The organism is Rufibacter hautae, from assembly GCF_008271695.1.
GTDB classification, from domain to species: domain Bacteria; phylum Bacteroidota; class Bacteroidia; order Cytophagales; family Hymenobacteraceae; genus Nibribacter; species Nibribacter hautae.
Genome location: NZ_VKKY01000002.1, coordinates 1,525,420 through 1,544,819 on the forward strand (window position 1 = coordinate 1,525,420; position 19,400 = coordinate 1,544,819).

Below are 19,400 nucleotides of genomic sequence, written 5' to 3' on the forward strand. Positions count from 1 at the left end.
TTTTAAGAAAACGATGAAGAAACGAATAGTACTTGCCGCGGCTGGAATGGCGCTTTGCTGGAACGTGCAGGCCCAAACCTCCGCCGACCTGAACACCAAGTTGCAGAACGGAAGGTTGTTGCTGGACCAGGAGAAGTATGCCTTGGCCATGGCCGAGTTGCAGCCCATCGCCAGCACGGCCACGGGCAAAAACTACGCCCCAGATGCCGCTTACCTGTACAGTGTGGCCGCAAGCCGGCAAAAGAAATGGGCCGAGGCTGACAAGATGCTTTCCCAGCTTACTTCTGAGCATGCCAACTGGGGCGGCCTCGCCGATGCGCACTACCTGCACGGGCAAGTACTGTTTGAGAAAAAAGAATACCTGCGGGCGTTGAAGGCACTGTCTGCCATTGACCAGAAGTCAATGGAGGACGAGTTGGCAGCCATGAAACGGCATTACATGATGCTGCTCACCGACAAAGCCACGTTCCAGTACCTCATGCGCCAGTTCCCCGAAGACGCCACCCTGGCCCGCGCCTACGCCGACAAATTGGTGGGCGGCTGGTTCACTCAGCAGGACCGGCCGGATCTGGAAGCGCTGGTACGTACCTTCAAGTTGGACCGCAGCTACCTTCAGCGTTCTGAGAACATCAAGAAGAACGAGTACAACGTGGCGGTGCTGCTGCCTTTCAACGTCTCAGACAATACCATCAAAGTAGACAAAAAGAACCTGTACGTCACCGATTTCTACGCCGGCATTCTCTCGGCGCAGGATTCTTTGCAGAGGCAAGGCGTGCGGGTGAATGTCTTCCCGTATGACGTGAGCAATGACACGGCCCAGGTCAGGAAGGTTATGACTCTGCCCGAGCTAGGTACCATGGACTTGGTCATCGGGCCGATTTACAAAGGGAACAGTGCCTACGCCGCCAAGATTGCCCAGCAGCGGAACATCAACATGGTGAACCCCTTCTCAGACGATGCAGACATCGCCAATGGCAACCCATACCTGTTTTTGATGGAAACCTCGGTGGCGACCCAAGGGCAGCGGGCTGCGGCCTACGCGTACCAGACATTCCCCAAGAAAACGGCGGTGCTAGTGTTTGACAGCGAGAAAAACGACACGGTCTTTGCCGGTAACTTCCGGCGCACCTACACGGCCCTGGGCGGAAAAGTGGTGAGCGCGCAGAAAATCAACTCTAAGACCAGCAATAATGTAGCCTCGGTTTTAGGAGCCGTGAACTTGAAAGACCTGGGCGTACTGGTGGTGCAATCCTCCAACCCGGCCGTGGCCATCAGCACCGTTAGTCTGTTGGAGCAGAAAGCGGCCAAGGTGCCGGTGATTGCCCCGCAGTCCTGGCTGGAGAACCCGCAGATCAGTTTTTCGCAGCTTGATTTCCTAGAGATGTATTTCACCGCTCCCAAGTTCATTGACCCAGAAAACCCATCAGTGCAGAATTTCAAGCGCGCGTATACCAGCCGCTATAACCTGCCGCCTTCCGCTTTCACCTACACCGGATTTGAGCTGTTGAATTACTACGGCCGTAGCCTGCAGGAAAACGGGTACTCTGCCCCTCCTAAACTAAGCGGCGTCCAGGCCGGCGCCTTCTACCAGGGCATTGGCTACGATGCCGGATCTGGCAAACAAGCCCAAGATAATCAGTACATTCCTATTGTAAAAGTAGAGAACGGGCGTTTACTGGTAGTGAACCCGGTACTTTGATAATTGAGAGAATGAATGATTGAAAGATGGAGTGAATAGTATATACCCATTCTATCAATCCTCATTCCCTCAATCATTCACTCTCTCCATCTCTCAATCACTCATTTACAACACATGTCACTTATCCATACAACTAGCCAGGAGCTTTTTCAACGTGCGCAGCAATCCATTCCGGGAGGCGTGAACTCACCCGTACGGGCGTTCAGGGCAGTGGGCGGAAAGCCGCTTTTCATGAAATCCGCCAAGGGGGCATACCTCTACGATGAGGACGGAAACCAGTACCTGGACTTGATTAACTCCTGGGGCCCGATGATCCTGGGACACGCCCATGAAGAGATAGAGAAGGCCGTGCGCGATGCTTTGCCGGGTTCCCTTTCCTTTGGGGCGCCAACCCGCCGCGAGGTGGAGATGGCTGAGTTGATCATCAGCATGGTGCCCAGCGTGGAGAAGGTACGCATGGTGAACTCCGGTACCGAGGCCACCATGTCCGCCATAAGGGTGGCGCGGGGCTATACTGGTCGTGACAAGATGATCAAATTTGAAGGCTGCTATCACGGCCACGGCGACTCTTTCCTGATTGCCGCCGGCAGCGGCGCCATTACTCTGGGTGTGCCGGACAGTCCGGGCGTGACTAAGGGCGTAGCAAATGATACGTTGACGGCACCTTACAATGACCTGGAGGCCGTACAGACCTTGATTGACGCCAACCCAGCCCAAATCGCGGCCATCATCCTGGAACCGGTGGTAGGCAACATGGGCCTGGTACCACCCGCCGAAGGTTTCTTACAAGGCCTCCGCGATCTGTGCACCAAAGAAGGCATTGTGCTGATCTTTGACGAGGTGATGACCGGCTTCCGGTTGGCCAAAGGCGGTGCGCAGGAACTGTACGGTGTGACCCCGGATATGACTACCTTGGGTAAAATCATCGGTGGTGGCATGCCCGTAGGTGCTTACGGTGGAAAAGTAGACATCATGAACAGCGTGGCGCCAGCCGGGCCGGTGTACCAGGCGGGAACGTTATCGGGGAACCCGATTGCCATGTCAGCGGGGATGGCGGCTTTGTCTTACCTGAACGAGCACCCTGAGCTTTACGCCCAATTACAGCAAATCACCGATAAACTGGTGAACGGCACCAAACAGAACATGCAGGAACTGGGCTTGAACTACACCATCAACCAGGTGGGTTCCATGTACAGCGTGTTCTTCACGGAAGAGCCGGTTACCGATTTCGCCTCGGCCAAGACCTCAGATTTGGAACTGTTCGGGCGGTACTTCCACCAGATGTTGCAGCGGGGCATTTACCTGGCGCCTTCTCAGTTTGAGACCCTGTTTGTTTCTTCCGCCATCACGGATGACTTAGCGGAGGCTTACCTAGCCGCCAACCGCGAAGCCCTGCAAGCACTTCAGGCATAATTATAGATTCATTTTAACGAAGCAGCGGCTCTTGATTGAATCAAGGGCCGCTGCTTCGTTTATGGGTAGTATGATTCTGCAAGCTTTTATTCCACCTTCTTCGGTTTGAAATAATTCACTTGCACTTCAATTACCACCGAGGCGGAAATGCCGATGAGGAATAGTAATCCAATGTTTTCGCTTAGCACTAAAGACCGCTGGAAAAAATTAGTCATGGCACAGACCAGTAGAAGGGAACCCACTATCCAAATCGTAATAACTATAAGTAAATGCTTTTTGGTGGGATGACTGACAAAGGTTTTCCTAGTCTTTTCCATCAACTAAAGATTAAAGTTGGTTGTAAATTTAAGATAGGAACTTACTGCCAAATGCAAGGGCTGAGTTACTAAAAATATACTATTTGGCTAATCACCTGCTTTAATAGTTCTTCCTTCTGATTTAACATTTTAGCTATGTTTTATAAAAATCAAGTATAAAGGCTGGTTACCTCTTAAGTTTGCTCTTGAAGTAGTTCAGGTATACACCCAGTATGAAAAGCGTTGAAGTGGCTGTCACTGTTAAAAAAGGCAGGTTTCTTCTGGTAAATAAACTTTGCCTGAAGAAGTCCGTCATAGCCAAAAACATTACACTTATGGCAGCAACCCAGAGAATGGTGAGTATCACCACCTGTCTTTTGGTAGGATTTGATAGCCAAGATCTTTTCTGCGCTTGCATTAATCTTTCTTCAAGGGTGATGTGTAGTGGGAATAAAACTCTAGAGACTTCATCTAATCAAGGTAAAATACGAGCATCTCCTTAGGTGGGGTACCCGGTTCACTTATTTATTAGGCTCTGCAGAGTTAATCAATTGTAATTTAGCCGTTAAGGAGGTCTTTTTAGTAATTGCCTCTAAAACGGTTCAATATAATATTCACCCAACCTTGCCCCATGAACTCTTTTTTTGAGCTGAAGAAATACGGCACCAACGTTCAGACCGAGGTCATTGCCGGCATCTCCTCTTTTCTGGCTACCTCCTACATCATTGTGGTGAACCCCAGCATCCTGAGCCAGGCCGGACTGCCCTTTGCGGCCGTGTTGACCGCCACCGTGCTGGTTTGTTCCTTCAGCAGCCTCATGATGGGGCTGTACGCCAAAAACCCTATTCTGGTGGCTCCCGGCATGGGGCTCAACGCATTCTTTACCTTCACGGCCGTGCTGGGCATGAAAGTACCCTGGCCAGTGGCACTGGGGGCAGTTTTCTGGTCTGGGATTGTGTTTCTGCTACTCTCGGCATTCAACGTCAGAACCTACATCATCATGGCCATTCCGCGGCCGCTCCGGTATGCCATTGCGGCGGGCATCGGGTTGTTTATCTCGCTCATCGGGTTCTCCAACGCCAAATTCATCGTCAGCAATCCGGCAACCATCATCGGGATTGGGCCCTTGACGCCGGCGGTGCTTACGTTCCTGGCTGGGTTGCTGGTGACGGCCGTGCTGGTGACCAAACATGTGAAAGGCGGCATCCTTATTGGAATTCTGTTTACCACGCTGGCAGCCTACCCCATTGGCCGTTGGTGGGGCATGGTGCCCGGCGCCGAAGCGAGTACGTTGATCACCTGGCAGGGTATTTTTGCCGCCCCTGATTTCAGCCTGTTTTTGAAATTAGACCTCGTAAACTCCCTGCAATGGGCGGTGGTGCCGGTGATATTTGCGTTTGTCTTCACCGACATGTTTGACAGTCTCTCCACCCTGGTGGGCCTGGCCGAGGCCGCCGATCTGCTGGACGAGCACGGAGAACCCCGCAATGTAAAGCGCTCGCTCATGGTAGACGCCATTGCCACGACACTGGCCGGACTGGTAGGGTCCAGCCCCGGCACGGCCTACATTGAATCGGCGGTGGGGATTGAGGAGGGCGGACGAACCGGGCTCACGGCGGTGGTGGGCGCGCTGCTGTTTCTGCCCTTCCTGTTTCTGGCTCCGCTTTTGTCGGTGGTGCCCGCCATCGCCACTGCGCCGGCGGTGGTGCTGGTGGGCGTGTTCATGGTGCGACCCGTGACGAAGATCAACTGGGACCAATTGGACGAGGCCATCCCGGCGTTCCTAGCCATGGTACTCATCCCCTTCTCCTACTCCATCACCCAAGGCATTATCTGGGGCTTTCTCTCTTGGACGGCCTTGAAACTGATCTCGGGCAAAAAGGAGGATGTCACCCTTCCCTTGCTCATTGTGGATGTATTCTGCATCGTTGCCCTAGTTCTGGAGTAGAGGCTTTAAGGCTCTTTTTCTGAAATCAGGTCTAAAGCAGAATGTGTATAAACAATTGCTTTTTACACATTGAGCGACTTCCCCTACAATGCTGGGTGAGTGGCTTGTCCTAAAACTTGTCACCTGGCAATCTGTTGTCCTTTGGTATAAGGCGAAAGCCACCTAACCTTTAGGCAACATGAAAAACTATTTGATTATTGGCGGCTCCTCAGGGATTGGACACGAACTGGTGCAGCAGCTTGGGAGCGAGGGACATCGCGTTTTTGCCACCTATTTTCAACATCCGGGACAAACCTATAACCCAGACACTACCTTCCATTTTCTGGATGTGCGGGAAGACAACCTGAATGTAAGCTTTTTGCCCGACACCCTGGACGGATTGGTTTACCTGCCGGGAAGCATCAACCTGGTTCCTTTCCACCGCCTCAAACCCGCTGATTTCCTGGCCGACTTTCAACTGCAGGTGAATGGCGCCATTAAGGTGGTACAGGCCATTCTCCCGCGGTTGAAAGCCGCCGGATCAGCCTCCATCGTTTTCTTTTCCACCGTGGCTGTACAAACCGGCTTCAGCTTTCATGCGCAGATAGCCGTTTCCAAGGGAGCCATTGAAGGACTGACCAGGGCGCTGGCAGCCGAGTTGGCCCCTGCCATCCGGGTGAATGCCATCGCGCCCTCTCTCACCGATACGCCGCTGGCAGCAAAATACCTGAACACTCCTGACAAAACGCAGGCCAATGCGCAGCGACATCCCCTGAAAAGGCTCGGTACTGCCCAGGACATCGCCGAGATGGCCGCTTTCTTGTTATCCTCCAGATCATCCTGGATGACGGGCCAGATTCTGCATGTAGACGGCGGCATGTCCAGCATACGGCTGTAAAGTTCACTTCTTTCCTTAGGAAAGCCCGCTGGGTTTTGGGCAGGTTTTAACGAAAAGTGTGCTAAAGAACTTTATATTTGGTTTCTCACTTCTGCTGTAATCTGTCAATGGCCAAAGAACACCTCCACAAATTTAACATCGATATAAAAGTAACTGAGGCGGATATTGATGCTTTGGGCCATGTGAATAATGTGGTGTATCTGCGGTGGGTGCAGGAAGTGTCTGCGGCGCATTGGGCGCATGTAGCTCCTTCGCAAATGCAGGAGCAATACCTGTGGGTGGTGCTTCGGCACGAGATAGACTTTCATAAACCTGCCTTCGCCGAGGACACCATTAAAGGATTTACCTGGGTGGGCGATCACCAGGGCGCCAAGTTTGAGCGTTTCGTGAGTCTGTACCGCGCCGGCACCGATGAATTGCTGGCTGCGGCTAAAACCACCTGGTGCCTGCTGGACGCACGATCCATGCGTCCCAAACGCATTGAGCAGGAGATGCTGGATTTGCTGTGAAAAGATGCGCAGAGATCCGCAGAATGCAGAAACCCACCCTTTTCCTAAAACAAGGCTTAAAATGAGAACCCTACTCCCGGTCTTTTTCCTGCTGCTCTTCACCGCCTCGGCATTTGCCCAAAAGAAAACTCCTGCCCCAAAAGCCACCACCAAACCTTTTGTGCTAGGGGTCATTGATGAGATCACCTCTAAGGAGCTGGGAGAAAAAAGGACGCTGAACATTTACCTTCCGGAAGGGTACAACCCACGCGACACCACCAGATACCCAGTGGTTTATTTGCTGGACGGGTCTGCCGAGGAAGATTTCATTCATGTGGTGGGGCTTTTCCAGTTCAACAATTTCCCGTGGATTGATCGGGTACCCAAATCCATCATCGTCGGGATTGCCAACATGGACCGCAGAAGGGATTTCACTTACCCCACCACCTTGGAGAAAGACCAAAAGAGATATCCTACCAGCGGCCACTCGGCCAACTTCATGGCTTTTATTGAAAAGGAACTACAGCCGTACATTGAGAAGAAATACCGAACCAATGCCGCAAAAACCATCATTGGGCAATCTCTGGCAGGTCTTTTTGTCACGGAGCTCTTGTTGAAGAAGCCCACGCTATTCAGCAAATACATCATCATTAGCCCCAGCATTTGGTGGGACAACGGTACTATCCTCAACCAAACCTCTCCCCTCCTGAGCGCTAGTTTTCCCCAGAAAACAGACATCTACATTGGGGTGGGCAAAGAAGGACTTTCCCCCAGCGATATTCCGCACGTCATGGAAGTAGATGCCAATCTACTGGTAGAGAAATTGCGCACCAAGAATCCCCAGGTAAAAGTGTATTATGACTATTTGCCGGAAGAGGACCATGCCACGGTAACGCACCAAGCCATCTTCAACGCCTTGCGGCTGTTGTACCCAGATAAAAGAAGCGCCAAGTAACCTCATCTTATGGCTGATAAAGCCCCACTTTTTAGAATAAGTTATAGCCCGTCACCTCCTTTAGCACCGGCCTGTTTAGCTTAGCTTTTCTTCTTCGTTTTTTCAAAATCACCATCAAAATGGGAAATCCCAGACTTTCCTTTTGCTCCACCTTTCTGCGGTTCACCTTCCTTATTATTCTGGTGGCTACCCCTTCTCTAGTTTTCGGGCAAGTGCGTTTGCCAAAGGTTTTCAGCGACCACATGGTCTTGCAGCGGGGCCGGGCTATTCCGGTTTGGGGAACCGCTCAGCCGGGGAAGCAGATTTCTGTGGAATTTGGTGGTCAGAAGATCAAGACAACTACCGGTCAGGATGGTAAATGGATGGTGCATCTGCCCCAGATGAAGGCGGGCGGTCCGCACCTGATGCAGGTGTCTGAAGAAGATAAAACCAAACCGGTGATTTTGTTTAAAGACGTGCTGATTGGCGATGTGTGGCTGGCCTCGAGGCAATCCAACATGGAATGGCAGGTACAGCAGGCCATGAATGCCGAAACGGAAATCAAGAACGCCCATTACCCTAACATCCGGTTCTTCAACGTACCCCATGACAAGAAAACCAACGTCCAAACCGATGTGCTGGCCGGCTCGTGGCAACCTATTGACTCCCTTACCGTGAAAACCGCCTCAGCGGTGGCCTACTATTTTGCCCGGGAACTGCAGGCTGACTTGAAGGTGCCCATTGGTATTCTCCAGTCTACCTGGGGAGGTACCCCGGTGGAAGCCTGGATCAGCCGGGAACAGTTACTCTCCTCCCCCATCACGCAGCGCACCGTCTTGCAGAATGACACGGTGACCGAAAAGCACTTCCTCAAAGACAGCCTGGATTTGGTTCGGTTCTGGGACATCGTGTACAACCCCAAAAACAAAACCGATAAAACCATCCCGAACCCCAACTACAACGATGCCAAGTGGCCCGAGTTGGTGATGCCCGCTACCCTCAAAAACCTGAACTTGCCCGGCTACGAAGGCATGATGTGGCTCCGCAAGACCATTCACCTACCCCAAAATCTGTTCGGCAAAGAAGTAACCCTCCACTTCGGCCACCCCGAGATGAACTATTCTCTCTACTTCAACGGGAAAGAAATTGCTAAAAACGTCTGGAACGCCAAACCCACGCACCACTACCGTATTCCGGCCAATTTGGTAAAACAAGGCAAAAACGTGATTGCAGTCAGGATGGCGTTTCTGTGGACAGGCGGAGGCTTCAACCCTCCCGCCGAAGAGATGTACTTGACAGACGGAACCGCCAAACTAAGCCTGGCCGGAGGTTGGAAATACCGGAAAGACCTGGAGCCTACCCTTCCTACCATCAAAAACTATCACCAATTCCCAACTTACCTCTTTAACGCCATGATCAACCCGGTGATCCCTTACGGCATAAACGGGGTGATTTGGTACCAGGGCGAGAACAACGTGTCGGCCCCTGTAGACTACCGCACCTTGTTTCCCATGATGATCAACGATTGGCGGATACGATGGCAGCAGGGGTATTTCCCGTTTCTGTACGTGCAGCTGGCCAACTACATGAAGCGGCAACCGGAACCCTCGCAAAGTGATTGGGCCACCTTGCGCGAAGCCCAAACCCTTGCTTTGGCCCAACCCAACACCGCTATGGCAACCATCATTGACCTGGGCGAGGCAGACAACATCCACCCCAAAAACAAGCAAGAGGTAGGCCGAAGACTTGCCTTGCTAGCCAAAAAACTAGTCTACAAAAAAGCAGTGCAGGCCTCCGGTCCCATGTACCAGAACCACCAAATAGAAGGAAATCAAATCAGAATAAAGTTCTCTGAGACTGGTGCCGGATTGGCCACCCGGGGTAATGGAAAGCCTACAGGCTTTGCCATAGCCGGAAGCAATCAGAAGTTCTATTGGGCTGATGCCGTGATTGAGGGGAACACGGTAAAGGTAAGCTCTGCGCAAGTGAAGAATCCAGTGGCAGTGCGCTATGCCTGGGCCGATAACCCCGAGTGCAACCTAATCAACAAAGATGGTTTGCCGGCAAATCCCTTCCGTACTGATGATTGGAATGCGATTGTAGCAAAATAATTTTGCTGCAACACCCGAAACCAATACTAATTTTTGCTTTATAAACCCGTGGTACTCTAATCCGGTCTAAGAAATGCTAAAGGAGTGTTATGCCCCACACATCATTAATCTCTTTCTTTGGGGTTCAATCTTACTTCTACTATGTCTTTCAAGAAGATTATCCCTACGCTCCTCCTGGTGGGTAGCAGTCTATTAGCGCCGGCGCAGGCGGTGAAGAACCACGGCGCTTTGCGCGTAAAAGGCACGCAACTCCTGGACCAGAAAGGCCAGCCTGTCATGCTCAGGGGCATGAGCTTTGGCTGGCATAACTTCTGGCCCCGCTTCTACACGCCGCAGACTGTGAGTTGGCTGGCTAAGGACTGGAACATTAACGTGATCAGGGCTGCCATGGGCGTAGAGCCGAAGAACGGTTACCTGGAAAAACCCGAGTGGTCCAAAGAGAGAATCAAAGCTGTGGTAGACGGCGCCATTAAGGAGAACATTTACGTCATCATTGACTGGCACAGCCACAACATCAACCTGACTGAGGCCAAGGCTTTCTTCACCGAGATGGCCCAAACCTACGGCAAGAACCCGCACGTCATCTACGAGATCTTCAATGAGCCCGATCATGAAACTTGGCCCGAGGTAAAGGCCTATTCTGAAGAGGTGATTTCCGCTATCAGAGCGGTTGACCCGGACAACCTCATCTTGGTAGGCACGCCGCGTTGGGACCAGGACGTGCATCTGGCCGCCGATGACCCTATCAAGGGCGTGAAGAACCTCATGTACACGCTGCATTTCTATGCCGCCACCCACAAGCAGGAACTCCGGGACCGCGGCGATTACGCCCTCAGCAAGGGACTTCCGCTCTTTATCTCAGAATCGGCGGGCATGGAAGCCACCGGCAACGGACCTTTGAACGAAGAAGAATGGAAGAAATGGCTGGACTGGGCTGAGCAACGCAAGATTAGCTGGGTGACCTGGTCAGTTTCTGACAAAGATGAAACATGCTCTATCCTGCTGCCTTCGGCCTCGGCCACGGGCCAATGGAAAGATACGGATCTAAAACCATCCGGCTTGAAAAGCCGCGCCCTCCTTAAAAGCTATGCGGCCCAACCCGTAAAAAAGAAGAAAACCAAAGCCAAATAACAAGCCTCAACCCACCAATTAGGTACGCTTTGTTTTATGCTGTTTTACTTAAAACGCCCGGTAAACTCTTTTAAGAAAAGGAGCTGCCGGGCGTTTTGGGCTTCTTTTTAGGGAAACACGGCAAAAACAGTTCTCCTCTGCGGCACCCGTGGCATGAACCGGATTTTACGCGTACCTTGCACCTTTAATTAACGCTACCAACCCGCATGATCCTCACCGACCGTCAGATTCTGGAAGAGATAGAAAAAGGCACCATCCTGATTGAGCCTTATGACCGCTCCTGCCTGGGCACGAACTCTTACGATGTGCACTTGGGCAAGTACCTGGCTTTCTACAAAGACGAAGTGCTGGATGCCCGCAAACACAACCAGATTGAGGTATTTGAGATCCCTGAGGAAGGCTACATTCTGGAGCCCGGCAAGCTTTACCTGGGGGTTACCGAAGAATATACCGAGACCCATGCCCACGTGCCTTTCCTGGAGGGGAAATCAAGCGTAGGACGGTTGGGGATTGACATCCACGCCACGGCTGGCAAAGGCGATGTGGGCTTTTGCAACAACTGGACTTTGGAGATCTCCGTGAGCCAGAAAGTGCGGGTGTACCACAACATGCCCATTGGGCAGCTGATCTATTTTGTGGTGAACGGCGGTATTGAGAACTACTACAACCAGAAGACCAACGCCAAGTACAACCAGCGCTCTGTGTACCCGGTAGAGTCTATGATGTGGAAGAACAAGTTTTAGACTTTTCCGCTTTTCAGGGTACCATATCCGGTTTATTGTATAAATCTCACATAAGCCTTGTAGAACGGAAAGAACTTTATTTTCAGCCATTTATAGTAGGCTAAAAAGGAAACAAAGCCGCCTGTAGCACGTTCTTTTTGAAAGAGATTCAACTTTTTCGCCACCGGATTTGTTCTAAAATAGATGGCACAGGAATTGTGTAGTACCTCTCAAACCAGAATGACTATGAAAAGATTTGTGTATACGTTGGCCCTTGTTCTCTCTGTAAGTTTCGCTTCGTTTGCCCAAAACGGGGGAACCGCTGAACAACGTGCCCAAAACCTGTCAGACAAGATGATTCGGGAGCTGCAGTTGAACAACTTCCAGTCCAGAAAGCTGAGAGAACTCAATCTGGCCAATGCCCAGAAAATGATTGCCTTTGAGACCAAATACGCCAACAACCCGGCGGAATTGGAAAGATGTATCAATGGGGTTTGTAAAGAGCGTGACGCCGCCTTGGAAAAGGTATTGAGCACCGCCCAATATTCGCGTTACTACGGTGCACGTAAATCTTTCAACAGCTATGACCGGGCTTATGCCTTGCAGTTGCAGAAAGAGAACGGCAAAGCCGCCAAGACGCTCGTAGCCCAGGACAAAGCAGATGCCAAACGTACCTTCGCGCAACCTGAGCCAGCCGTGATTAGAGAAGCTTCTCCCCGGAACTAGGTACATAATATACAAACAAAAAAGCCGCTCCTAGGAGCGGCTTTTTTGTTTGTATAAATCTCAGATTACTGCGGGTTCTGGGCCGCGTTACGCTTCTGTTGCTCTTCTACGTGCTGCATGAGTTCCTGGCACAGGCTGCGCATCTTCTCGGCCATAAGCTTGTCATTGGTGGCAGTCTCAATGCTTTGTGCCATCGCCCCGATGGTGTCAATATAGAAGTATTTCATTTCATCAACGGGCATGTCCTTCGTCCAAAGGTCAATCTTCATGGTGCCTGAATCATTACGGTCCCATAGGGAAATATTGATGGCTTTAGCGAAGTGGATGTCATTACCGGCATCGGTAGCGGTCCAACTGATGGCCTCTGGAACCCGCTGCTCGTCTAGGGCAATGCTGAAGTGTATCTCTGATTTTTTCATTTGTTTCATGTTCTTTCACGCCACCGGCGCTTCGTTCAAAGCACAAAGGTAAAATGTTTTTCTGAGTTCTAGAGATAGAAGCATCTGCTTTTCCATATCGGCGCAGTTTAGAGCCTTTTTCTTGAAAACTGCTCATAAACAGGAAGGTTTACAAAATGCATAATCTACTTTATAGCTGTGCAGGTTTTCCGTCCCCCTTTGAAGGGGGTAGGGGAATGACCATGGCGTTTGAAGAACCGATGACTTAAATTTTAGAGCAAGGGCAACCACAAGGGATTGCCCCTACATTTCGGAGATACAATGATCAGCAGGAGTAATCATCCCCCTACCCCCTTCAAAGGGGGACGGAATGCGTGTGGTATTCTTGATCATAGAAGTTCCCTCTTTGTTAGGTTCTCTCTCGCCCTTGTGTTTAAGGGTTACTTTTCCTAAATCAGTTCAAAAGAAAAATCCTGCCTGGGTTTAACGCCAAGCAGGACTTCTTTATTCTTAAGTATTCTAACGCTTATACGTAGTTGTTGAGCATTACCGGCATTACCAGCATCAGGATGCTTTCTTCGTCATCGTTGGTGGATGGCATCAGCAAGCCGGCGCGGTTTGGCGTAGAGAGCTCCAGAGTAATCTCGTCTGAGTCAATGTTGCTTAGCATCTCGGTGAGGAACTTGGCGTTGAAGCCGATCTCCATATCCTCGCCATCATATTGGCAAGTGAGGCGCTCGTTAGCCTCGTTGGAGAAATCCAGGTCCTCCGCAGAGATCTGCAGTTCGCTGCCCGTGATGCGCAGGCGCACCTGGTGAGTGGTTTTGTTGGAATAGATAGAGATACGTTTCACGGAGCTCAGGAAATCATAGCGGTCTATCACCAGTTTGTTCGGGTTCTGAGCCGGAATCACATTCTCGTAATCTGGGTAGCGCTCGTCAATGAGGCGGCAGATCATTCTAATATTATCGAAGCTGAAGAACGCGTTGGAGGTATTGAACTCTACTCTCACAGCAGTAGCCTCATTAGGCAACGTTGATTTGAGCAGGTTGAAAGCTTTTTTAGGGATGATGATGGAAGCGGCATTGTCGCTGCTCACATCCTGGCGGCGGTAGCGCAGCAGGCGGTGTCCGTCAGTGGCCACAAAGGTGATGTTGCCGCTGTTCAACTGCACAAAGATACCGGTCATAGCAGGACGCAACTCATCATTGCTCACCGCGAAGATGGTTTTGTTGATGGCCCGACCCAATACATTGGACGGAATCTCAATAGCGTTGCCGCCGCGGACCACCGGTACTTTAGGGAAATCCGTGGCGTTCTCACCAGAGAGTTTATAACGGCCATTAGACGAGCTGATCTCGATGGTGTACGTCTCCTCGTCAATGGTGAAGGTCACCGGCTGGTCCGGAAGGTTTTTCAGGGTATCTATCAGGATACGGGCCGGCGCAGCGATGCGTCCGTTTTCGCGGGCCTCCACGTGTATCTCCGTGATCATGGAGGTTTCCAGGTCACTTGCTGTGATGGTCAAGACGCCGTCGTTGATCTCAAACAAGAAGTTCTCCAAAATCGGCACCACCGGGTTGTTGGCCACTACCCCGTTGATGCTAGTAAGCTGCTTCAGCAGCGCCGTAGAAGATACAATGAATTTCATCCGTTATAGTAGGTTTGGATAAGGAGCTTTATCGGGCAAAGTTAACCAAAAAAGGATTTTTTCCTATCCTGAAGGCCGTTTTTGTTTCCACCACTCACCCGTTTTAAGCATGTTTTGCTAAAAATATGTCCTAAACAGACCAGCGGCTTGACTCAACCCAAAACAGTTGTAAAATCCGGTTAGGTTTATCCACTAACTTGTGTATTCTTTTCTTTTCTAAAACCTGTTTACCTACTTGTTCCATGGGGGCACATTTTCTATTTCAAGCGGATATTTACCTTAGCAAGAAGCTGTCCTTAGAAATGTACCCTCCCCTTTCTTTAGATTTAACTCAAATACATTTCAAACAAAAGGAGGAACCCTGCTAAGCTCTTAATAAGACTTGCCAAAATTCCTCCTTCCAAAAGTTAATGACTGTTACTTATTCTTTTTCTCAGCTTTGGCGGCTTTCCACGAGCCTTTCTTTAGTTTCTTAGCGGTTTGGGCATTCATCATCTCCCCGGAAGCGGTGGGGAAGCTGTACACCAGGTTAGGCTCAGCAACGGTGACAAAGTTCTGCTGGTTGAACTTGGTAAGGATATCTAGGATACCGCAAGAGGAGTTTTTATCGGCGCTAAGGACATGCACCTCCTCTGAGAAAGACATCACAATGCTGGTTCTGGTTTGGGCAATCAGTTGTTCTAACTGCGCCAGTTTTCCGGGTTCTATAGCCACCATGAACTCGTTGGACAAACCGGTTAAGGGTTCTTCCGGATCTGACGAAGTACGGTTAAAGAACGGGGTTACGTAGGTAACAGCGCTTTCCCGAAGCAGTTTAAGGCCCAGTTTTTCGGCATCGCCGCAGCCGGAATTGGCCAACAGGCGCACAATGGTTAAGGTGCCCGAATCCAGGGCAACCTCCCCTTCTATGCTGTGAAACTGCGGATATCTGCTTAATACCTGCTGACGAGCCTCCAAAGACATACCGTCCAAGAACCGAACTAGGATTCTATCACCGTTGGCAGCCCCGAAGTTGACGGTGCCGGAGATTTTATTGAAATAAGAAAAGTTAATACATCCAGCGGTACGGACCTCAGAAACCGAGGTCGCCTGTAAGGTTGGTTCCACCTCTTCTTTTTCACAGGAAAACAAGAAGAAAGAAGCCAGGCAAAGGCACGTCAGAGATAAAAATTGTTTCATAATAGAAGAAGTACTAAAAGTGTGCTGCTCCTATTACGATTTCCCTGAGAAAAGGAAAACGGTTTATAACTTATTTAACTCGATGCAAATATATCCTCTTTAAAACCAGAGATTTAAAATTTATCTACTTAAAAAAATAGCACTAAACTAATTGGCACAAGGCCTAAAAATAGCCAAGTTGGACGTAAAAATTGACATAAACATGAATGTAAATCTCAGTCTTGAGCCACGAAGCAACTTTACTTTATCATCTCTGTCCTCCTTTAATACAGCGCCATTGTTTTGCGTGCTTTTTTAAAAAAAAGGCTGAAAAGGTTAAATCAAAGCCATGCCGTTGCGTCGGTCTATCTTACCCGTGGCCGTTTCAGGCAGGCGGGGCAGATAACCAAAATGCTTAGGAATTTCATACTTAGACAGCGACTCGCTGAGCTTGCCTTTGAGGTTGGCTTCCTCTTCATCCGTGAGTGGGCTGCCTTCCAGGACGGCAATGAGGCGTTCCCCTAACGTTTCATCAGGCAGGGCTGCGGCAAAATAGCGGCGCGAGATACTTAAACCGGCCAAAGCGTCTCCTAACGCGGCTTCCACTTTTTCCAGTTGCACTTTCACGCCTCCCGAATTGATGGTGTTATCGGCACGGCCGAGCCACCTGAAGGAGTTGTTCTCCAGTAATTCCACTAGATCATTCGTGACCAACGTTTCACCGCCCGTTACTTCCGCCGAGATGGTAAGGCAGCCACGCTCATCCTGGCCCAGCGTTATTTCAGACGGGGCAGTATAATAATCTGTTTTCTCCGCCCCATTCAGGCGACGCACGGCAATGTGGGAAATGGTCTCCGTCATGCCGTAGCTTTGATACACAGGTACCTCCAGCGGCTGAACAGCTTCTTCCAAGGATTTACTGATGGCGGCACCTCCCAGCAGAATCGCTTTCATCTTGTTCAGCTTGGCAATTTTATCAGGTGTTCCCTCCAGAATGGTCTGTAACTGCAGCGGCACCATGGCCACGAAGTCAAACTCTGCGTCTGGATCTACACTGGCCAATGGATTACCGATGGGTTCAATAATGGTTATGTGCAGGTTTCCTACCAGACCGCGCACCAGCATCATCATACCGGCAATGTACTCGGTGTTCATGCACACCAACACTCGATCTTCTGGTTGCAGGTTGAAGATGCGCAGGGTACGCTGGGCACTCGCCTCCATCCTATCGCGGGTGAGTTCAATGAATTTTGGCGCGCCGGTACTCCCCGAGGTCTGCACCGGATACTCCTGTACCCCTTGCAGCCAGTTTTTGCAAAACTCCAGCGTCTTGGCCTCATACCCGTCAATGGGAATGCTTTCCCGGAAGGAATAATGCTGGATTTCGTCTAAGAAGAATTTCTTCCCATTTAGGAGCAGGTGGTCGGGCATGGATTGGGTAGCACGTAGTGCGTATCAGGTATCACGATAAAACAAAGTAAGAAATCTTCTTACCGATGCCTTCTCTTACTAGGAAGAGGCCTAAAAAAGTTACGGAGCAGCCCTGAAGTTTACCATCAGAACTGCTCCGCAAATTAACTGTCATACGTCCAATCACCACTACTTACATCTTGATACTTGATACGTCCTACCATCAAGGGAATTTAGGATACTTAGAGAAGTCTGGTTTGCGTTTCTCCAGGAACGCATTCTTGCCCTCTTTGGCCTCGTCTGAGAGGTAGTAAAGCAAGGTGGCGTCTCCGGCCAACTGCTGCACCCCGGCCTGTCCGTCCAACTCGGCGTTGAAAGAGGCTTTGAGCATGCGCAGGGCCAATGGGCTTTTCTCCAGGATTTTTCCGCACCACTCCACAGTGGTTTCCTCCAGTTGATCGAGCGGCACTACTTTGTTCACCAGCCCCATGTCCAACGCCTCTTGCGCGTTGTATTGGTCGCACAGGTACCAGATCTCGCGGGCCTTCTTTTGCCCTACAATGCGGGCCAGGTAAGATGCCCCGAAACCACCGTCAAAGGAGCCTACTTTTGGGCCAGTTTGGCCAAAACGGGCATTATCCGCGGCAATGGAAAGGTCGCATACCACATGCAGCACATGGCCCCCCCCAATGGCCCAACCCGCCACCATGGCAATCACCGGCTTAGGGATGCGGCGGATCTGCATCTGCAGGTCCAGCACGTTCAAGCGGGGCACGGTGTCTTCGCCAATATAGCCGCCGTGGCCGCGCACGCTCTGGTCACCGCCCGAGCAGAAAGCCTTGCCGCCTTCACCGGTGAAAATAATCACCCCAATGTCTGGGTTGTCGCGGCAGATGTTCATGGCATCAATCATCTCAGCTACTGTGCGGGGCGTGAACGCATTGTGCACGTGCGGCCGGTTGATGCTGATTTTAGCGATGCCATTATAGAATTGAAAAAGTATCTCTTGGTATTCTTTAAGCGTAGTCCAGTTGAATTTACTTTGCATGAACCTCGGGTTTGGGTGGAACAATGTGGGCGTAAAGGTACTGTGCCCTTGCAGGAATTTGCAAAGGTTTACGCAGATTTGCGCTCCACCCTACTACCTCAGGTTAAACTCAAAGGTTATTCCGCAAGGCTTTCTTCTCCTCTAGCCTTCTTTCGTTCACCTCAAACCTATGGTCAACAGAATAATAGCCAGATCCAACCACGAAATAAAAGATTAGGGCAATAAGGGTAATAAGGGAAATCCCGAACTGGGCGTTCACCGAGAAGAACCCCTGGTCTGGGTTAAAGAAGAATACCGCCCCAATCAGGATGGGAATCTGGAACCCGATGGCTACCCGGGTAATCAACCCGATGGCAATCAGGAGACCGCCTACCAGATGCGCGAAGGCCACATAATGCGCTAGTCCTAAGGCTACCCAGTGAAATTGGCTGTTCTCTATGATCTGGGCCAGGGAAGAAGTGTCTGCAATAAACGTGAGGCCTTTGTAGAAGATGAAAAGGCCCAGGATGATCCTTCCGTAGTCATAGGCCACGGGCCGGTGCTCATTTTGCCACCGGTCTACTTGTTGTACCCATTGCATCATAATTGTAACGCCACTTTAACAGCGCCTCCAAGTATATTATACGTTGAATATTAATATATTATAATAACCAACTTAACATTTTCCTGAGTCCTGTTTTTCTTACGCGGCATGGGGCTGCCGCCACAATCCTCGGGATTTCTGGGGAGCAACGGTCATGACCTTCTGCCAGACCCATCCGGCTAAACGGGTGCTCTTGGCAGAAGGCCTGGGTGGGATATCTGAAAGGATTAAGTCTCTGTAAAGGTCACCTCTACCACCAGAGGTAGAGTAGCTAAGGTGGAGGTGACCAATTGCCTATCTTGAAGACTTTCTGTATCGGTAGGCTCGGCTGTGGTCAAAAGAATAGTACCCCGCACCACCCACTAAATAAAAGACTAAGAAAAGCAGCGTGTAAATAGTTACCGCAAACGGAGAGTATAAGGAAAAAAAGTCATGCTTAGGCGTAAAAAACAGCAATGCGCTCAGCACAATAGGAAACTGTAACAACAAGGCCAGCCTGGTTTGCCACCCCACCGTAATCATGGCGCCACCCACAATGTGGATGATTACCACAGTGTAAGCCAGGAAAGTAGCCATTTCATACAGCTTACTATCCAGGAGGATCTGCTCCAGGGCAGTCATGTTAAACAGAAAAGAGATGCCTTTGAATACCAGAAAACAGCCCAAGGCTATTCTTCCGTAATCATACAGGACCACATGGTGTTTGTGGTGCCACTTCTCCACGTTCTTTGTAAACTCCACTATTTTACCGCTATTATTCAGCGTCTCCAATAGTAGTTACGACTAATTTTTGGCTTAGTCAACAAA

Annotated in this window: 17 protein-coding genes; 10 read left to right on the forward strand and 7 right to left on the reverse strand. The window is 50.5% G+C overall.

What is annotated here, in order from left to right:
* Window positions 1–13: 13 nt before the first annotated feature.
* From FOA19_RS15315 to FOA19_RS15360, 10 genes are all read left to right on the forward strand, one after another.
* Complete coding sequence (locus FOA19_RS15315) at window positions 14–1,699, forward strand: ABC transporter substrate-binding protein (protein ID WP_149091648.1); 1,686 nt, start codon at window positions 14–16, stop codon at window positions 1,697–1,699.
* A gap of 114 nt (window positions 1,700–1,813) precedes the next feature.
* Window positions 1,814–3,112: a glutamate-1-semialdehyde 2,1-aminomutase gene (hemL, locus tag FOA19_RS15320; RefSeq protein ID WP_149091649.1), complete on the forward strand. Its 1,299-nt coding sequence runs from the start codon at window positions 1,814–1,816 to the stop codon at window positions 3,110–3,112.
* A gap of 927 nt (window positions 3,113–4,039) precedes the next feature.
* Window positions 4,040–5,356 (forward strand): NCS2 family permease, encoded by a 1,317-nt coding sequence (locus tag FOA19_RS15325; protein WP_149091650.1) that lies wholly within the window; start codon window positions 4,040–4,042, stop codon window positions 5,354–5,356.
* A 178-nt stretch (window positions 5,357–5,534) separates the two neighbouring features.
* Complete coding sequence (locus FOA19_RS15330; RefSeq protein ID WP_149091651.1) at window positions 5,535–6,233, forward strand: SDR family NAD(P)-dependent oxidoreductase; 699 nt, start codon at window positions 5,535–5,537, stop codon at window positions 6,231–6,233.
* A 107-nt stretch (window positions 6,234–6,340) separates the two neighbouring features.
* Window positions 6,341–6,742 carry an acyl-CoA thioesterase gene (locus tag FOA19_RS15335; RefSeq protein WP_149091652.1) on the forward strand — a complete coding sequence of 134 codons (402 nt, stop codon included), beginning with the start codon at window positions 6,341–6,343 and terminating at the stop codon, window positions 6,740–6,742.
* Window positions 6,743–6,803: 61 nt separating this feature from the next.
* Window positions 6,804–7,676 carry an alpha/beta hydrolase gene (locus tag FOA19_RS15340; RefSeq protein ID WP_149091653.1) on the forward strand — a complete coding sequence of 291 codons (873 nt, stop codon included), beginning with the start codon at window positions 6,804–6,806 and terminating at the stop codon, window positions 7,674–7,676.
* A gap of 119 nt (window positions 7,677–7,795) precedes the next feature.
* Complete coding sequence (locus FOA19_RS15345) at window positions 7,796–9,766, forward strand: sialate O-acetylesterase (RefSeq protein WP_149091654.1); 1,971 nt, start codon at window positions 7,796–7,798, stop codon at window positions 9,764–9,766.
* A gap of 141 nt (window positions 9,767–9,907) precedes the next feature.
* Window positions 9,908–10,897: a glycoside hydrolase family 5 protein gene (locus FOA19_RS15350; protein WP_149091655.1), complete on the forward strand. Its 990-nt coding sequence runs from the start codon at window positions 9,908–9,910 to the stop codon at window positions 10,895–10,897.
* 206 nt (window positions 10,898–11,103) lie between these two features.
* Entirely contained in the window at window positions 11,104–11,640 is a 537-nt protein-coding gene (gene dcd / locus FOA19_RS15355; RefSeq protein ID WP_149091656.1) for a dCTP deaminase, read from the forward strand.
* Window positions 11,641–11,865: 225 nt separating this feature from the next.
* Complete coding sequence (locus FOA19_RS15360; RefSeq protein WP_149091657.1) at window positions 11,866–12,345, forward strand: hypothetical protein; 480 nt, start codon at window positions 11,866–11,868, stop codon at window positions 12,343–12,345.
* A gap of 65 nt (window positions 12,346–12,410) precedes the next feature.
* On the opposite strand, the gene gldC is transcribed toward FOA19_RS15360, so the two are convergent.
* The 7 genes from gldC to FOA19_RS15395 all read right to left on the reverse strand — a co-directional run bounded on the left by gldC (window position 12,411) and on the right by FOA19_RS15395 (window position 19,334).
* The gene (gene gldC / locus FOA19_RS15365) at window positions 12,411–12,773 is read right to left on the reverse strand and encodes a gliding motility protein GldC (RefSeq protein ID WP_394344096.1); all 363 of its coding nucleotides are present in this window, start codon (window positions 12,771–12,773) and stop codon (window positions 12,411–12,413) included.
* 496 nt (window positions 12,774–13,269) lie between these two features.
* Complete coding sequence (gene dnaN / locus FOA19_RS15370) at window positions 13,270–14,394, reverse strand: DNA polymerase III subunit beta (protein WP_149091658.1); 1,125 nt, start codon at window positions 14,392–14,394, stop codon at window positions 13,270–13,272.
* A 417-nt stretch (window positions 14,395–14,811) separates the two neighbouring features.
* Window positions 14,812–15,501 (reverse strand): hypothetical protein, encoded by a 690-nt coding sequence (locus tag FOA19_RS15375; RefSeq protein ID WP_190300420.1) that lies wholly within the window; start codon window positions 15,499–15,501, stop codon window positions 14,812–14,814.
* Between the two features lie 387 nt (window positions 15,502–15,888).
* A complete protein-coding gene (locus tag FOA19_RS15380; RefSeq protein ID WP_149091660.1) occupies window positions 15,889–16,983 on the reverse strand; it encodes an AMP-binding protein in 1,095 nt (364 codons plus the stop codon).
* Between the two features lie 202 nt (window positions 16,984–17,185).
* Window positions 17,186–18,010, reverse strand: a complete 825-nt coding sequence (gene menB / locus FOA19_RS15385) for a 1,4-dihydroxy-2-naphthoyl-CoA synthase (protein ID WP_149091661.1) — start codon at window positions 18,008–18,010, stop codon at window positions 17,186–17,188.
* Between the two features lie 109 nt (window positions 18,011–18,119).
* On the reverse strand, window positions 18,120–18,593 hold the full coding sequence (locus FOA19_RS15390; protein WP_317132041.1) for a DoxX family protein: 474 nt from the start codon (window positions 18,591–18,593) through the stop codon (window positions 18,120–18,122).
* 294 nt (window positions 18,594–18,887) lie between these two features.
* The gene (locus tag FOA19_RS15395) at window positions 18,888–19,334 is read right to left on the reverse strand and encodes a DoxX family protein (RefSeq protein WP_190300421.1); all 447 of its coding nucleotides are present in this window, start codon (window positions 19,332–19,334) and stop codon (window positions 18,888–18,890) included.
* Window positions 19,335–19,400 lie beyond the last annotated feature (66 nt).

Excerpts from the sequence above, each read along its gene's own strand:
- FOA19_RS15315 (WP_149091648.1), top strand. The coding sequence starts at position 14 with ATGAAGAAACGAATAGTACTTGCCGCGGCTGGAATGGCGCTTTGCTGG.
- hemL (WP_149091649.1), top strand. The coding sequence starts at position 1,814 with ATGTCACTTATCCATACAACTAGCCAGGAGCTTTTTCAACGTGCGCAG.
- FOA19_RS15325 (WP_149091650.1), top strand. The coding sequence starts at position 4,040 with ATGAACTCTTTTTTTGAGCTGAAGAAATACGGCACCAACGTTCAGACC.
- FOA19_RS15330 (WP_149091651.1), top strand. The coding sequence starts at position 5,535 with ATGAAAAACTATTTGATTATTGGCGGCTCCTCAGGGATTGGACACGAA.
- FOA19_RS15335 (WP_149091652.1), top strand. The coding sequence starts at position 6,341 with ATGGCCAAAGAACACCTCCACAAATTTAACATCGATATAAAAGTAACT.
- FOA19_RS15340 (WP_149091653.1), top strand. The coding sequence starts at position 6,804 with ATGAGAACCCTACTCCCGGTCTTTTTCCTGCTGCTCTTCACCGCCTCG.
- FOA19_RS15345 (WP_149091654.1), top strand. The coding sequence starts at position 7,796 with ATGGGAAATCCCAGACTTTCCTTTTGCTCCACCTTTCTGCGGTTCACC.
- FOA19_RS15350 (WP_149091655.1), top strand. The coding sequence starts at position 9,908 with ATGTCTTTCAAGAAGATTATCCCTACGCTCCTCCTGGTGGGTAGCAGT.
- dcd (WP_149091656.1), top strand. The coding sequence starts at position 11,104 with ATGATCCTCACCGACCGTCAGATTCTGGAAGAGATAGAAAAAGGCACC.
- FOA19_RS15360 (WP_149091657.1), top strand. The coding sequence starts at position 11,866 with ATGAAAAGATTTGTGTATACGTTGGCCCTTGTTCTCTCTGTAAGTTTC.
- gldC (WP_394344096.1), bottom strand. The coding sequence starts at position 12,773 with ATGAAACAAATGAAAAAATCAGAGATACACTTCAGCATTGCCCTAGAC.
- dnaN (WP_149091658.1), bottom strand. The coding sequence starts at position 14,394 with ATGAAATTCATTGTATCTTCTACGGCGCTGCTGAAGCAGCTTACTAGC.
- FOA19_RS15380 (WP_149091660.1), bottom strand. The coding sequence starts at position 16,983 with ATGCCCGACCACCTGCTCCTAAATGGGAAGAAATTCTTCTTAGACGAA.
- menB (WP_149091661.1), bottom strand. The coding sequence starts at position 18,010 with ATGCAAAGTAAATTCAACTGGACTACGCTTAAAGAATACCAAGAGATA.
- FOA19_RS15390 (WP_317132041.1), bottom strand. The coding sequence starts at position 18,593 with ATGATGCAATGGGTACAACAAGTAGACCGGTGGCAAAATGAGCACCGG.